Annotated in this window: 12 protein-coding genes and 1 pseudogene; 1 reads left to right on the plus strand and 12 read right to left on the minus strand. The window is 68.6% G+C overall.

The window, feature by feature from the left end:
* Positions 1-5: 5 nt before the first annotated feature.
* The 12 genes and pseudogenes from murC to PW843_12180 form a co-directional block, all read right to left on the minus strand.
* Entirely contained in the window at positions 6-1,436 is a 1,431-nt protein-coding gene (murC, locus tag PW843_12125) for a UDP-N-acetylmuramate--L-alanine ligase (GenBank protein ID MDE1147347.1), read from the minus strand.
* Positions 1,437-1,557: 121 nt separating this feature from the next.
* A complete protein-coding gene (gene murG / locus PW843_12130; GenBank protein ID MDE1147348.1) occupies positions 1,558-2,661 on the minus strand; it encodes an undecaprenyldiphospho-muramoylpentapeptide beta-N-acetylglucosaminyltransferase in 1,104 nt (367 codons plus the stop codon).
* Positions 2,658-3,782: a putative peptidoglycan glycosyltransferase FtsW gene (locus tag PW843_12135; protein ID MDE1147349.1), complete on the minus strand. Its 1,125-nt coding sequence runs from the start codon at positions 3,780-3,782 to the stop codon at positions 2,658-2,660. The genes murG and PW843_12135 overlap by 4 nt, the downstream gene beginning before the upstream one ends.
* Positions 3,779-5,197, minus strand: a complete 1,419-nt coding sequence (murD, locus tag PW843_12140) for a UDP-N-acetylmuramoyl-L-alanine--D-glutamate ligase (GenBank protein MDE1147350.1) — start codon at positions 5,195-5,197, stop codon at positions 3,779-3,781. Before murD ends, PW843_12135 begins: the two co-directional genes overlap by 4 nt.
* Positions 5,198-5,201: 4 nt before the next feature.
* Positions 5,202-6,289 (minus strand): annotated as a pseudogene (gene mraY / locus PW843_12145) (phospho-N-acetylmuramoyl-pentapeptide-transferase).
* 10 nt (positions 6,290-6,299) lie between these two features.
* Positions 6,300-7,763: a UDP-N-acetylmuramoylalanyl-D-glutamyl-2,6-diaminopimelate--D-alanyl-D-alanine ligase gene (locus PW843_12150; GenBank protein ID MDE1147351.1), complete on the minus strand. Its 1,464-nt coding sequence runs from the start codon at positions 7,761-7,763 to the stop codon at positions 6,300-6,302.
* Positions 7,760-9,226, minus strand: a complete 1,467-nt coding sequence (locus tag PW843_12155; protein MDE1147352.1) for a UDP-N-acetylmuramoyl-L-alanyl-D-glutamate--2,6-diaminopimelate ligase — start codon at positions 9,224-9,226, stop codon at positions 7,760-7,762. The genes PW843_12150 and PW843_12155 overlap by 4 nt, the downstream gene beginning before the upstream one ends.
* Positions 9,227-9,331: 105 nt before the next feature.
* Entirely contained in the window at positions 9,332-11,080 is a 1,749-nt protein-coding gene (locus PW843_12160; GenBank protein MDE1147353.1) for a penicillin-binding protein 2, read from the minus strand.
* A complete protein-coding gene (locus PW843_12165) occupies positions 11,077-11,694 on the minus strand; it encodes a hypothetical protein (protein ID MDE1147354.1) in 618 nt (205 codons plus the stop codon). Before PW843_12165 ends, PW843_12160 begins: the two co-directional genes overlap by 4 nt.
* Positions 11,691-12,659, minus strand: coding sequence for a 16S rRNA (cytosine(1402)-N(4))-methyltransferase RsmH (rsmH, locus tag PW843_12170; GenBank protein ID MDE1147355.1), 969 nt, complete (start codon positions 12,657-12,659; stop codon positions 11,691-11,693). Before rsmH ends, PW843_12165 begins: the two co-directional genes overlap by 4 nt.
* Positions 12,656-13,141, minus strand: coding sequence for an MraZ family transcriptional regulator (locus PW843_12175; protein MDE1147356.1), 486 nt, complete (start codon positions 13,139-13,141; stop codon positions 12,656-12,658). The genes rsmH and PW843_12175 overlap by 4 nt, the downstream gene beginning before the upstream one ends.
* 657 nt (positions 13,142-13,798) lie before the next feature.
* Positions 13,799-14,734 (minus strand): AEC family transporter, encoded by a 936-nt coding sequence (locus PW843_12180; protein MDE1147357.1) that lies wholly within the window; start codon positions 14,732-14,734, stop codon positions 13,799-13,801.
* Between the two features lie 95 nt (positions 14,735-14,829).
* Here PW843_12180 and PW843_12185 point away from each other — a divergent pair, with 95 nt between their 5' ends.
* Positions 14,830-15,702: a LysR family transcriptional regulator gene (locus PW843_12185; GenBank protein ID MDE1147358.1), complete on the plus strand. Its 873-nt coding sequence runs from the start codon at positions 14,830-14,832 to the stop codon at positions 15,700-15,702.
* The last annotated feature ends 18 nt before the right edge of the window (positions 15,703-15,720 follow it).

Here is a 15,720-nt window from a genome sequence, read left to right on the forward strand (position 1 = left end):
CATCATCACGCGTGGCTCCCCGGGATGGCGGTGCCGAACAGGCGGTCCAGTTCGCCCGGCAGGGCGTTGGCCCAATTGGTGATGTTGCCGGCGCCCAGGCAGACCACCAGGTCGCCCGGCCGCGCCATGTCGCGGATCATGGACGGTAGCGCCTCGGGCGAGGGCAGGGGCAGGGCATGGCGGTGGCCGTGGGTGCGCAGGCCGTCCACCAGCGCCTCCTTGCTGACACCGTCCAGGGGCGTTTCACCGGCGGCATAGACATCGGCGACGATGACGGCGTCGGCGTCGTTGAAGCAGGTGCAGAATTCCTCAAACAGGCTTTGCAGGCGGCTGTAGCGGTGGGGCTGCACCACGGCGATGGTGCGGCCCGTGCCGGCGGTGCGCGCGGCACTCAGCACGGCGGCGATTTCCACCGGGTGGTGGCCGTAATCATCAATGACGGTGATGCCGTTGGACTGGCCCGTCTTGGTGAAGCGCCGCTTCACGCCGCTGAACTTGGCCAGACTGTCGCGGATGCTGTCGTCGGTGATGCCCATGTTCAGGGCCACGGCGATGGCGGCCAGGGAGTTCTGGACGTTGTGCAGGCCGTACATGGGCAGGTGCAGGCCGGTGATGGTGCGTTCCTCCCCCGCCACGCGGTCGGAGACGACGACGTCGTAGAAGGCGCCCTCAACGGTGGTCTGCAGGTTGGCGGCGCGCAGATCGGCCTGGGGGTTGAAGCCGTAGGTGACGATGCGGCGGTCCACCCGGCTGATCAGGGCCTGCACCTCGGGATGGTCGATGCACAGGGCGGCGAAGCCGTAGAACGGGATGTTCTGGACGAACTGGTCGAACGCCTCGCGCGCCCGGTCGAAGGTGCCGTAGAAGTCCAGATGTTCCGGATCGATGTTGGTGACCACGGCGATGGTGGACGGCAGCTTGGTGAAGGTGCCGTCGCTCTCATCCGCCTCCACCACCATCCAGTCGCCGGAGCCCAGCTTGGCGTTGGTGCCCAGGGCGTTGATGATGCCGCCGTTGATGATGGTGGGGTCGAAGCCCGCACCGTCCAGCAGGGCCGACACCAGCGAGGTGGTGGTGGTCTTGCCATGCGTGCCGGCGATGGCGACCGACCACTTCAGGCGCATCAGCTCGGCCAGCATCTCGGCGCGCCGCACCACCGGCACCAGGGCGGCACGCGCGGCCATGACCTCGGGGTTGTCGCGCTTCACGGCGGAGGAGATGCAGACGACGGCCGCATCGCCCAGGTTTTCCGCCCGCTGGCCGATGGAAACCGGGATGCCCAGGTCGCGCAGGCGCTTCACATTGTAATTGTCGGCCAGGTCGCTGCCCTGGACGGAATAGCCCAGGTTGTGCAGCACCTCGGCGATGCCGGACATGCCGATGCCGCCGATGCCCACGAAATGAATGGTGCCGATGGACAGGGGCATCGCCCTCATTGGCCGTCTCCGTCGCCCAGATTGGGATCTTGAATGGGGTGAAGCGCGCGAGGTTCCCCCGCGGCGGCGGGACCATAGGGGAAGCGCACCACCCGAGGGAAGGCTGTCTTGCGGGGTTCGGTCATGCGGCCCTCCCGCTCAACTGCGCACCGGTCGCCACCTCCAGCACCACATCGGCCAGGCGGTCGGCGGCATCCGGGATGGCGAAGGACCGGGATCCGGCGGCGGCGGCCACCAGGGGGGCGGGATCGTCCAGGAATGCGGCCAAACGCTGGGCCAGCGCCTCGGCCGTGAATTCCGCATGTGGCATCAGCCAGGCGCCGCCGGCGGCAACCAGGGCCCGGGCGTTGGCGGTCTGGTGGTCGTCCATGGCCTGGGGATAGGGCACCAGGATGGCGGGGCGGCCGGCCACGGCCAATTCCGCCACCGTTCCGGCACCGGAACGACAGATGGCCAGGTGGCAGGCGTCCAGCCGGCCGGCCATGTCACGGAAGAAGGGGGCCAGTTCCACATCCACGCCCAGGCCGGCATAGCCTTCGCGGGCCTGTTCCATCGTCTCCACCCGGGCCTGCTGTTTGATGTGCAGGCGCAGGCGGTGTTCGATCGACAGGCGGGCGATGGCGGCGGGCAGGATGGTGCTGAACACCGCCGCCCCCTGGCTGCCGCCCGTCACCAGGATGGACAGGGTGCCGCCGGGCGGGGTGTAGGGCCGGTCGGCCAGGGCCAGGATGGCGGGGCGCACGGGATTGCCGGTGCGGATCTGCGGCACATGGCGGGGCAGGCCGGCCACGCCGGGGAAGGATGTCGCGATGGCCCGTGCGCCACCCACCAGCAGCTTGTTGGCCCGGCCCAGCACGGCGTTCTGTTCGTGCAGCAGCACGGGCGTGCCTAAGCGCTGGGCCGCGAACACGGTGGGGACGGAGGGATAGCCGCCGAAACCGACCACCACCGCCGGCTTCAGATCTTTCAGGATGCGGCGCGCCTGCATGGCCCCCACCAGCAGCGACAGGGCGGTACGCGCCTTGGATACCAGGCCGCGGCCGGGCGTGCCGGCGCTGACCCGGTGGACGGGAATGTCGGACAGCCCTTCGCCGAAGGCATGGCCGCGCGTGTCGGTGACCAGCACCACGGGCAGCCCCCGGGCGCGTAAGCTGCGGGCCAGCGCCTCCGCCGGGAACAGATGGCCGCCGGTACCGCCGGCCGCCAGGACGATGGGGCCCGTCATGGCAGGTCCCCCTGGCCGAAGCGCTTGCGGGTCAGGGCCAGCAGCATGCCGACACCGATGCCCAGCGCGATCAGGGATGAGCCGCCGTAGCTGATGAAGGGCAGGGTCATGCCCTTGGTCGGCATCATGTGCAGGCTGGACGCCATGTTGATGCAGGCCTGAAGGCCGAACTGCATGGCCAGGCCGGCGGCGCCCAGCATGACGAACAGGCTCTGCTCGCCATAGGCGCGGGCGAAGCTGCGCATGACGACGATGCCGAACAGCAGCACGATGAACATGCACCACAGCATGCCCAGTTCCTCCCCCGCCACGGCGAAGATGAAGTCGGCATGGGCGTCGGGGATGGTCATCTTCACGGTGCCCTGGCCGGGGCCGGTGCCCCATAGGCCGCCGTGCTGAAAGGCGTCCAGCGCGCGCTGGACCTGGTAGTTGTCGCCCGCCGCCGGATCCAGGAAGCGGTTCACGCGGCTTTGCACGTGGGGGAACAGGTAATAGGCGCCCACCAGGCCCGACAGGCCGGCCACCACCAGCACCGCCACCAGCAGGATGGGCAGGCCGGCGATGAAGAACTGGCCGAACCACACGGCGCTGACCACGAAGGTCATGCCGAGATCCGGCTGCATCAGCAGCAGGGCCACGATCATCAGGTAAAAGACGATGCAGACGCCGAAATAGACCACGTTGTTGGTGTGGCGCGCCTGGGCGAACAGCCAGGCGGCCACCACGGCGAAGGCCGGCTTGATGAATTCCGACGGCTGCACCGACAGGCCGGGCAGGTGGATCCAGCGGGTCGCACCCTTGATCTGCACGCCCGACACCAGGGTCAGGGCCACGCCCACCAGCGACAGCAGGAACATGATCAGCGCCATGCGCCTGACACCCTTGGGCGACAGCAGTGAGACCGCCACCATGACCAGCAGGGTGGGGATCAGCATCATCACGTGATGCTGGATGAAGTGGAAGTTATCCAGGCCGATGCGCTCGGCCACCGGCGGGCTGGCGGCCTGGATCAGCACGACGCCGATGGTGGCGATCAGGAAGACGGTGGCCAGGGTCCAGCGATCGACGGTCCACCACCAGCGGCCGATGACGGATTGGTCGGTGCGCGACAGCGTGATCATGACGATCCGTCCTTCCCGGCTTCCAGTTCCCGCACCAGGCGCACGAAGGCGTCACCCCGCACCTCGAAATTCGGATACTGGTCGAAGCTGGCGCAGGCCGGGGACAGCAGCACGGTGCCGCCGCCGGCCGCTTTCGCCATGGCGAAGGCGGCGGGCACGGCGCGGTCCAGCGTCCCGTACCGGCCATAGCTGACCTTGCCCTCCAGCCAGGGCGCGAACTCTTCCGTCGCCTCCCCGATCAGCAGGGCGTGGCGCACCCGGCCCATGAAGGGTTCCAGGCCGCTCAAGCCCCCCTCCTTGGCCTTGCCGCCGACGATCCAGTACATGTCCTGGTAACAGCCCAGCGCCTTGGATGCCGCGTCGGCGTTGGTGGCCTTGCTGTCGTTGACGAAGCGGATGCCATCCAGGGTGGCGATCGTCTGCTGGCGGTGGGCCAGGCCGGGGAAGCTGCGCATGGCCTCCGCGATCACCGCGGGCGCCACGCCGACGGCGCGGGTGGCGGCATAGGCTGCGCAGGCGTTCTGCCAGTTGTGGCGGCCGGGCAATGCCGCGCAGGCTGCCAAATCGACCACGGCCCGGGCCTGGCCGTCGGTATCGTCCACCAGCGTGCCGTCGGCCGCATACACGCCGCCCGGCACCGCGCGCTCGGACGAGATGCGGATTATCTTGCGGCCGCCTTCCGCCTCCAGGCTGTCGGCCATGGCGGCGGTGTTGGGCTCATCCACGCCCAGGATGGCGACGGGCAGCGCCTTGTTCGGATCGCGGGCGCCCGGCTGGAAGATCAGGCGCTTGGCGGCGATGTAGCCATCCATGCCGCCGTGGCGGTCCAGATGGTCGGGCGTGATGTTCAGCAGCACGGCGGCATCGAAGCCCAGCGACGGCGTCAGTTCCAGCTGATAGCTGGACATCTCCAGCACGTAGACGTCATCCGCACCCAGGGCCGGGAAGGTCAGGACCGGGATGCCCAGATTGCCACCCACGGCGATGGTGCGGCCGGCCTGGGCCAGGATGTGGCCGGTCAGCGCGGTGGTGGTGGACTTCCCATTCGTGCCGGTGATGCCGACATAGGCCGCGTCAGGCTGGGCCAGGCGCAGCAGTTCCACGTCGCCGATGATGGGCATACCGGCCGCCTTGGCGCGTGTCGCTACGGGGTGGGCCTGCGGGAAGGTGTGCGGGATGCCGGGCGACAGCACCAGGGCCGCCACGCCCGACAGATCGGCGTCGTGCAAATTGGTCAGGGGGATGCCGGCGTCCCTGGCGGCCTTCTGCCCGCCAGCGCCATCGTCCCAGGCCAGCACCTCCGCCCCGCCGGCGGCCAGCACGCGGGCCGCCGCCAGGCCGGACCGCGCCAGGCCCATCACCGCCACGCGGCGGCCTTTGAAGGGGGGGATCAGGATGGGCTGGGCGGTGGTCATGGGGTCAACGCAGCTTCAGGGTGGACAGGCCGGCCAGCGCCAGGATGACGGCGATGATCCAGAAACGGATCACCACGGTCGGTTCCGACCAGCCCTTCTTTTCGAAATGATGGTGCAGCGGCGCCATGCGGAACACCCGCTTGCCCGTCATCTTGAAGCTGGCGACCTGCACCATGACGGACACGGTTTCCAGTACGAACAGGCCGCCGATGATGGCCAGCACGATCTCGTGCTTGGTGATGACGGCGATGGTGCCCAAGGCGCCGCCCATGGCGAAAGAGAGCCGGTGTCGCCCATGAACACCATGGCCGGCGGGGCGTTGAACCACAGGAAACCCAGGCCGGCGCCCACCAGCGCGCCGCAGAACACGGCCAGTTCACCTGTACCCGGCACATGGTGGATTTGCAGGTAGTTGGCGAAGACGGCGTTGCCCGACAGATAGGCGATCAGGCCGAAGCTGGCGGCGGCGATCATGATGGGCACGATGGCCAGGCCGTCCAGGCCGTCCGTCAGGTTCACCGAATGACTGGACCCGACGATGACGAAGATGGCCCAGGGCACGAACAGGAAACCCAGCGGGATCAGCACATCCTTCAGGAAGGGCACGGCCACGCTGGTGTCCAGGGGCCCCTGCGCCACCTGCAGGTACCAGGCGGTGGCGATGCCGGAGACCGCGATCATGGCGACCATCTTGCCCCGGCCGGACAGGCCCTTGGTGTTGCGCTTGGTCAGTTTCAGGAAGTCGTCGCCGAACCCCACCAGGCCGAAACCCACGGTGACCAGCAGCACGATCCAGGTATAGGCGTTGGTCACGTCCACCCACAGGATGGTGGAGACCAGGACCGAGATCATGATCATCAGGCCGCCCATGGTGGGCGTGCCCTTCTTCTTCAGGTGCGTTTCCGGCCCATCGGTGCGGATGGGCTGTCCGGCGCCCTGCATGGACTTCAGCCAGCGGATGACGCCGGGCCCGATGAGGAAGCTGATGATCAGCGCCGTCACCATGGCCCCGCCCGTCCGGAAGGTGATGTACCGGAACAGGTTGAAAAGCTGGAAATCGTCGGCCAGCGGGAACAGCAGGTTGAACAACATGGGACGGGTCTTAGCTCCCGGAGACGGCGGCGGTTGTTGCAGGGGACGGGTTGGTTGAATCGGGGGCCATGGCCTTCAGGGCCTCGACCACCTTGGCCATGCGGCTGCCGGCGGACCCCTTGACCATGATGACGTCGCCGCCACGCACGGCCGCTGCCACCAGGGGGGCCAGGTCGGCGCTGGTGTCGGCGTGGGCGCCGCGATGGGCCGGCGGCAACTGGTCGAACAGATGGCGCATGTTGGGGCCGCAGGTGAAGGCCAAATCCACCCGCGCCGCCAGCAGGGCGTCGGCCAAGCCGGCGTGCAGCTTGGGTGATTCGGCACCCAGTTCCAGCATGTCGCCCAGCGCCACCAGGCGGCGGCCGCCGGGGCCCGGCTGGGTGTGCCCCAGGACGGCGGCCGTGGCCGCGACCGACACCGGGCTGGCGTTGTAGCTTTCGTCGATGATGGTGACCGTGCCGCCTTGGGGCAGGGGCACCGTCTGGCGGACGCCCCGGCCCTTGACAGGTGCCAGGGTGCCCAGCGATCGGGCGGCCAATTCAATGTCGCCGCCGGCGGCCGAGACGGCCAGCAGCACGGCCAGGCTGTTCAGCGCCTGGTGGCGGCCCGGAATGGCCAGGGTGTAGCGCACCACCTGGCCCAAAATCTCCGCCGTCACATCGCTACTGGTGGCGCCCAGATCCAGGTCGATCAGGCGGGCGTCGGCACCGGGCGTGGCGCCGAAGCTCAGCACATGGCCGACGCCCTGGGTGCGGGCGGCGGCCAGCAGGCGGGCGTATTGCGGGTTGTCGCGGTTCAGCACGGCGGTGCCCTGGCGCGACATGCCCTCGAATATCTCCGCCTTGGCGTCGGCGATGGCCTCCACCGACGCGAAGAACTCCAGGTGCACGGCCTCCACCGTGGTGACGATGGCGATGTCCGGCCGCGCCATGCGCGACAGCGGCCCGATCTCGCCCGCGTGGTTCATGCCCAGCTCGAACACGCCGTAACGGACGTCGGCCGGCAGTTGGGCCAGCGACAGCGGCAGGCCCAGATGGTTGTTGAAGTTGCCTTCGGTGGCGAAGGTCGGCGCCTGGGCCGACAGGCAGGCGCGCAGGATTTCCTTGGTGCTGGTCTTGCCGACCGATCCGGTGACGGCGATGACCTTGGCCTTGGTGTTCAGGCGCGCGACCCGGCCCATGTCCTCCAGCGCCGCCACCGTGTCCTCCACGATCAGCAGCGGGGCGTCGGCGGGCACGCCGTCCGGCACGTGGGACACCAGGCAGGCGGCGGCACCGCGCTGCAACGCCGTCGCCACGAAGGCGTGGCCGTCGAAGGTCGGGCCCTTCAGCGCCACGAACAAATCGCCCGGGGCCAGGGTGCGGGTGTTGATGGACACGCCGGTGGCGGCCCAGGCGGGACCTTGCGTGCGGGCGTTCACCGCGGCGGTGGCATCGGCGGCGGTCCAGAGGACGGGCTTGGCGGACACGGTCATGGCGCGGTCCCCCCGGCCAGACCCAGCACGCCACGGGCGACGGCGGCGTCGTCGAAGGGACGCACCTCCCGGCCCACGATCTGGCCCTGCTCATGCCCCTTGCCGGCGATGACCAGCACGTCGCCGGCCTTCAACGCGTTGATGGCCAGCGCGATGGCGGCGGCGCGGTCGTCCACCTCCGTCGCATCCGGACAGCCGGCCATGACCTCGGCGCGGATGGCTGCCGGCACCTCCGTGCGCGGGTTGTCGTCGGTGACGATGACGCGGTCGGCCAAGCTGGCGGCGATGGCGCCCATCATCGGGCGCTTGCCCCGGTCGCGGTCACCACCACAGCCGAAGACGACGGACAGCTTACCCTCGGCATGCGGGCGCAGGCTGTTCAGCACCGTTTCCAGTCCGTCGGGGGTGTGGGCGTAATCGACATAGATGGCGGCGCCATTGTCCAGCGTGGCCACCAGTTCCAGCCGGCCGCGCACGCCGTCCAGCTGCGATAGCAGTCCGGCCGCCGCCTGCGGCTCCGCCCCGCTGCCGATGACCATGCCCAGGGCGCACAGCGCGTTCCACACCTGGAAGCGGCCGACCAGGGGCAGGACGATCTCGTGATTCGTGCCCATGACCTCCAGGGTCAAGGCCTGGCCGTGGGGCAGGGGGCGCAGGGCCTTCACCGCCAACTCGCGGCCTTGCGCGCCAAAGCCGATCAGCGTCTGCTTGCGGGCGTGCACCAGATCGGCCAGCGCCTGGAATTCCGGGATGTCGGCATTGACCACGGCGGTGGCGCCACGCGGCATCACCCGGTCGAACAGCATGGCCTTGGCCTTGAAGTAGGCCTCCATGGTGCCGTGGTAATCCAGATGGTCGCGGGTCAGGTTGGTGAAACCGCCGACCGTGACCAGCACGCCGTCCAGGCGGAACTGGTCCAGGCCGTGGCTCGACGCCTCCATCGCCAGGTGGGTGACCCCACCCTGGGCCAGGCGGGCCAGCGTGCCGTGCAGGGCCACCGGGTCGGGCGTGGTCAGGCTGTCTTCCCGCGGGAAGCCGGGGGCGATCAGGCCCAGCGTGCCCATGGCGCCGGCCGCATGGCCTTGTAGCGACCACATCTGGCGGGTGAACTGGGCGGTGGAGGTTTTGCCGTTGGTGCCGGTGACGGCGGCGATGGTGGCCGGCTGTTGCTTGTAGAAGGCGGCGGCCAGCAGGGCGAAACGCCGCCGGGGGTTGGCGTCTTCGATCAGGGTGACCGGGTGGGGCAAGCCTTCGGGCAGGGTCGTGCCCTTGGGCGCTAGCACCGCCACGGCGCCGGCGGCCACCGCCTGGGGAATGAAGTCGCGGCCATCGCGGGCGGTGCCCGGCAGCGCAGCGAACAGCGTGCCCAGCGTGACGGCGCGGCTATCCGCGGTCAGGCCGGTGATCTCGGGGTCCCGTTCCAGGGCCAGCGCCGATACGGCGATTTCTGTGCGCGATGCCATCAGATCGGTCAGACGCAAGGGTCCCTCTCATACGCGTGATGCCGGGGCGGTGTAGCCTACCGCCCCGGCATCCGTCGACCCCCACCGGGCGCGGTGTCGGGGTGCTTAGTTGATGGTGAAGGCCTGCAACACCTCGGGGTCGTTGCGGACCACCGGCTTCACGCCCAACAGGGGGGCGATCTGCCAGACGATGCGCTGGACGGGCGGGGCCGCAACCCAGCCGGCGGTGGCGAAACCGAAGCTTTTCTTGTTGCCGTGCGGCTCATCCACCATGACGAACACCACATAGCGCGGATCGTTCATGGGGAAGGCGCCGGCGAAGGAGGTGCGCAGCGACTTGTGGGCGTAACCCTTGCCGCTGACCTTCTCGGCCGTGCCGGTCTTGCCACCTACCAGATAGTCCAGCGTGTCGGGGGCCTTCAACTCGCCCGTCATGAAGGCGGTCTTGCCCGTACCCTCCGTCACCACCAGGCGCATCAGCTTGCGCAGGATGGTGGAGGTCTGGGGCGAGATCACGCGGGTCTCGGGGATGTCCGCGCCGGGGTCGCGCCTCAGCAGGGTGGCCGGGCGCAGCAGGCCGCCATCCACCACCGCACCCACGGCCGACACCATCTGCACCGGGCTGACGGAGATGCCGTGGCCGAAGGCGACGGTCAGCAGCGTGGTCTGGCGCCAGGGGTTGGGCACCAGCGGGGCGCCCACCTCGGGGATCTCCAGCGACGGGGCCTTCAGCATGCCGAAGCGGCCCATGTACTCACGCTGCGCGTCGATGCCGAACTTCTCCGCCATCTTGGCGGACCCGATGTTGGACGACTTGCGGAAGATGTCGACCACGTCCATCCAGTAATTGACGGGTTCGTCGTCATGGATGGTGAAGCGGCCGATCTTCAGCGGGTGGTTGGTCTCGAACGTCTCGTGCAGCTTCACCGACCCGGTTTCCAGGGCGATGGCCGTGTTCAGGATCTTGAAGACCGAGCCCATCTCGTACACGCCCAGGGTGGCGCGGTTGAACTTGGATTCGTCCTTCATCTCCCCCGGGTCCTGGGGGTCGAAGTCGGGCAGGCTGACCATCGACAGGATCTCGCCCGTCTTGATGTCCATGATCAGGCCAGCGCCGCCGATGGCGTTGAAATCCTGGATGGCCTGGGTGATTTCCTTGCGCACGATGTGCTGCAGGCGCACGTCGATCGACAGGCGCAGCGGTTCCGACTGGTCGCGCAGGCGCTTGTCGAACGACTGCTCGATGCCCATCAGGCCGTTGTTGTCGATGCCGGTCAGGCCGATCAGGTGGGCGGTCAGGCTGCCCTGCGGATAGATGCGGTGCTCCTCCTGCTGGAAGAACACGCCGGGGATGCCCAGCTTGTTGACCTCGAACTCTTCCCTAGGCGTCAGGTTGCGGCGGATCCAGACGAAGCGCTTGTCGCTCTTCAGATCCTTCAGCACCTGGCGGGCGTCCAGGTCGGGCAGGGTGGCGGCGAGGCGGCGGGCCGCATCCTCGGCATCGATCACCAGCTTGGGGTCGGCATAGGCCGACGCCGTGGCCAGCGAGGTTGCCAGCAGCACGCCGTTGCGGTCGGTGATCTCCGCCCGCGCCATGGGTGCGGGGCGGGCGGTGTTGTTCTCCGCCACCGGCGGCGCCTCGCGGCTGAACACCATGGTGTCAGCCAGGCGCACGCAGATGGCGCCCAGCACCAAAGCGAAAAGGGCGGCCGTCACCACCAGGCGCGACCGCCCCTGTTCCAGGGCGTGGGATGACGGGTTGTTCAGGCGCACCCTGCCCTCCGTCCGCGGGGCCTGGATGCGCTCCATGCCCGCGATGTCGAACCCGGTCAGGGAAAAGGGCGCGTCACTCATCGGGCCGCCCCCATCTTGGCGCTCAGGGTCTGTTCCGCCACCAGCAGGGTGGGTTTGGCCTTCTTGCCCTGGGCGGAGGCCAGCGTGACCTTGCCCGCATCCAGGCTGGCCACCAGGGCGCCGATGCTGTCTTCACGCGCGGCGGGGCGCTCGGCCGGCTTGGCGGCCGGGGCCTTGGCCTGGGCGACCTGGACCGGCACGGCCTTGGGCGCCGGCGCCTTCAGGGCGACCGTCTGCACCTGCGGGCGCGCCGGGGCGGCACTGGCGACGTAGGTGGACTCCACCGACGGGGCCTTGGGCGCGGGCGTGGCGGGATCTGCCGGGGCGGCGGGCGCCTCGGGCTTGGCCGGAATGGCGGCCAGGGCCACCATCTGCTCCGCCTTGGTGGGGCGCAGGTTGGTGTGCTCGCCCGTCAGGCGCTCCAGCCGCGAGGGGTCGTTCAGGTAGGCCCATTCGGCGCGCAGCACCTGGATGGACTGCTGCTCCTGCGCGATCTGCCGGTTCAGGCTGGTCAGGTGCTCCTGCTCCTCCTGCACGCGGTAGCTGGTGTGGTAGAGGATGCCGCTGGCGACCGTGGCAAGGCACAGCCAGACAATCGTGGACTTGCCAATCATGCGGCTTCTCCCAAGGACCAAGCGGGGGCGTCGGTGCGTTCGGCGGCGCGCAACCGGGCAGATCGGGCGCGCGGATTATGGCGAAGTTCAGGCTCGCCCGGGGTGACCCCGCTGCGGCCCAGAAGGCGCAGGCTGGGCGCCGGGCCGGCGGCGGCGGCGGGCATGTGGCGCGAGGGCGCGCCCTCCGCCCCGGCGCGCTGGCGCAGGAAGTCCTTCACCCGCCGATCCTCCAGGGAATGGAAGGAGACGACGGCCAGGCGGCCGCCGGGCGCCAGTACCCGCTCGGCCCCGGCCAGGCCGCGGTCCAGCTCCCCCAACTCGTCATTCACGTGCAGGCGCAGGCCCTGGAAGCTGCGGGTGGCGGGGTCGATGCCGTCCTTGCGGGACCGGGGAACGACGCCACGGATGATGTCGGCCAGCTGCGCCGTGGTCTCGATTCGGGCGGTAGCGCGGGCGGCCACGATGGCACGGGCCACGCGCCGCGACATGCGTTCCTCGCCCAGGCGCCACAGGATGGTGGCGATGTCGGCCTCGGCATAATCGTTGACCACGTCGGCGGCGCTGGGGCCGCTCAGGCTCATGCGCATGTCCAGCGGGCCGTCGAAGCGGAAGGAGAATCCCCGCGCCGGATCGTCGATCTGGGGGGAGGAGACGCCGATGTCCAGCGCCACGCCGTCCACCGGGCCGATGCCGTTGGCGGCCAGCAGCTCGGCCATGTCGCCGAACCGGCCCTCGACGATGCGCAGGCGGCCGGGGAAACGGGCCAGCAGCGGCTCCGCCCGCTTGATGGCGGCGGGGTCGCGGTCGATGCCCACGACCTGGCAATCCGCCGCCTCCAGGATGGCGCGGGTGTAGCCGCCGGCGCCAAAGGTGCCGTCGACGTAGACGCCGCCGTCACGCACGGCCAGGGCGTCCAGCACCTCAGCCAGCAGGACGGGGATGTGGATTTGCTCAGGATTGCTCACTGCACACCCCCGCCGTTCGCCAGCACGGAATTGGTGCGGGCCAGGATGGTGGACAGCGAGATGTTCTGGGCGCGGCTGCGGTCGCGGCTGGCGGCCTCATGGGCGGTCAGGGCGTCGGGCTCCCAAATCTGGAAGGTGTGGCGGCGGCCGACGAAGGACGCGCCCTCGGTGATGCCGGCGAAGGACAGGAACTGTTCGGGCAGGACGATGCGCCCCTCGGGATCGATGGCCAGGCGGACGGAGCCGCCGAACACGGTGGTCTCGATCAGGTCGCGCATGTCGTCAGGCATATTGGGGTTATCCAGCGCCTCGGACAGGCGATCCATGTAATCGACGCTGCAGGCGTCGATGGCATTGGCCTGCAGGGACCGGAAGACGATCAGCTCCGCCTGTCCACCCAAGACCGACCGGAAGGAAGACGGGACTGAAACCCGACCCTTCTTGTCGACCTTGTTCACGTATGTGGACAGGAACAAGCCCATCGATCCCCGCGTCTCCAGCGCCTCCGCGCCCCAACAATCCGGCACTAGTCCCATCTTCGGAACGCGCCCTCCGTCCGGTTAAGCCGGATAGACGGACGCGCCCTCTTTTTGGGTGCTTATGGGGTACCATGGGAACTTATGGGCGTCAATGGGACCGCGGGCCGAATGCTTGTCCACAAAGTGTTTTTCCACAGTTGTGGACAAGCTCAATTCTTCGCGCCGTCTTCTAATTCGAACGGGTAGGTATTCGCCCCATATAATCGCAGGATTCAGCCGAATCTAATAGCCTTCGGACAGGGTGTACCTATCCTGTGGATAAGGGGCCAATGGTTGCGGCCGATAGTTAAGGGCCCGCCAAATCTTTTGGATATGTCGCATTGGTTATTCTGGCGACCGCAGTGCACCCAAGTACTCATCGGTTTAGGGTGGACTACCAAATATAGGGATGCTCAGGGCATAGGCCGCCATATATAGGGCCGTGGTTCCTGGAAATGGCGATTTCCCATACCGTCCCATTTTTGCGGCCGCCGCCCATGGAATCCCATGGGCGTGCCCAATCCAGCCCAGAATCCCATGCCGTCCCAAATCCGCTCCGGACCCGGACGCAAAAAGGGGCGCCCGAGGCGCCCCGTCAGCCAACCGCCCGACTGGAAACCGTCAGGTCCCGACGCTCAGATACAGGGTGATGGTGAGCAGCGACAGGATGGTGGAGACCAGGACGGCGCGGGAGGTCAGGCCCGCCTCCCGCCGATAGAACTCCGCCACCATGAAGGGCCCGGTGCCGGTGGGTAATGCCGCCAGCAGGACGGCCGCGCGGCCGGCCGGCACCGGCAGGTGGAAGAACCAGGTGGCCAGCACCCAGGTCAGCAGCGGCTGGGCCACCAACTTCAGGCCCACCAGCAGGCCGGTGGCGCCCAGGTTCGGTTCGGCGTTCGGCCGCTTTTCCGCCAGGAACAGGCCCAGGGCGACCAGCGCGCAGGGCGACGCCGCAGCCCCCAGCAGGTCCAGGAAATGTTCCGCCGGTGCCGGCACCGGGATGCCGAAGGCCAGGAACGGCGCGCCCAGCGCCGGGGCCACCAGCAGGGGGTTGCGGATCAGCGACAGGGTCACCTTCCTGGCCATGCGGCGGGGATGGCGTTCGGTCTGCAAGCCCACCTCGATCAGGATCAGGGCGGCGGCGAACAGCACGCAGACGGTCAGCAGGCTGGCGATCAGTGTCGGCGTCCGGGCCGCCGGCCCCATCACCGCCAGCGTCAGGGGAAAACCGATGAAGGCGGTGTTGGCATAGGCGGCGTTCAGGCCGTCGATGGCGGCGTCCGCCAGATGGCGCGGCCGTCGCCGCCGCACCACGATGGTCAGGATGAACACCGCGCCGGAGCCCAGGCCGAAGGCGGCGACGAATCCAGGCTGCCAGATGTCGGCCCAGTGGGCGTTGGCGACGATGCTGAACAAGAGGGCCGGCAGGGCCAGGTAGACAACGAAGCGGTTGAGTTCCCGTGTGGCGTTGGGGCCCAGGGCGCCGGTCCGCCGCGCCGTCCATCCCGCCAGGATCAGCGCGAAGATGGGCAGGATGGTCGACAGCATGGACAGCATTGGGAAACTCCGGCACGGCAAGGCGTGCCAGCCTATACAGCGCCAGATTGATGCGATCTAATGCCTTTAATTCCATCAATCCATTCTGGTTCGGTATGATCGACATCCGCCAGCTGCGCTATTTCGTGGCCGTGGCCGAGACGCTGCACTTCAGCCGCGCCGCCGAGCGCCTGCACGTCACCCAGCCGCCGCTCAGCCGCCAGGTCGCCGCCCTGGAAAAGGAGTTGGGGGTGCAACTGCTGGAACGGCATTCGCGCCGGGCCCGCCTGACCCATGCCGGGGAACGCTTCCTGGCCGATGCCAAGGCTGTGCTGGTCGCCTTCGACCAAGCCTGTCGCAACGCACAGCTGTCGCAACAGGGCGAACTGGGGGATCTGCGCATCGGCTTCATGATGCATGCCGCCTACAGCAGTGTGCCGGCGCTGACCCGGCGCTTCATGGCGGCGAAGCCCAACGTGCAACTGCATTTGCGCGAGGTCATCCCCGCCACGCTGCTGGACGATATCCTGGACGGCACGTTCGATGCCGGCATCACCTTCAACCCCGGCCCGGTGCGCGGCCTGGTGATGCGGGTCATCCATCGTGAGCCGATGTGCCTGGCCGTGCCGGCCGATCACCGGCTTGCCGGCGTTGCTCCCATCTCCGCGGAGATGCTGGTGGGTGAACCGCTGATCGCCGCACCAATGTCGGTCACGCCGACCTTGCGCCGCTCCATCGCCGACTACTTCGCGCGGGTCGGGGCCACGCCGGTGATCCGCCTGGAAACCCAGTTGCAACAGACCATCGTCAGCCTGGTGGCGGAGGGCATCGGCGTGGCGCTGGTGCCCCGCTCGCTGGAAAAGCTGGGCATGGGCGGCGTCCGCTTCCGCGATTTGGCCGATCCGCCGATGGTGGAACACATCCTGGCCTGGCGGGAGGACAATCTGAATCCCGCGCTGCCACACTTCCTGGCCGTCGCCGAGGCATAAAAACCCCCCGGCGGCGGT

This window comes from Azospirillaceae bacterium (assembly GCA_028283825.1).
Taxonomy (GTDB): Bacteria; Pseudomonadota; Alphaproteobacteria; order Azospirillales; family Azospirillaceae; genus Nitrospirillum.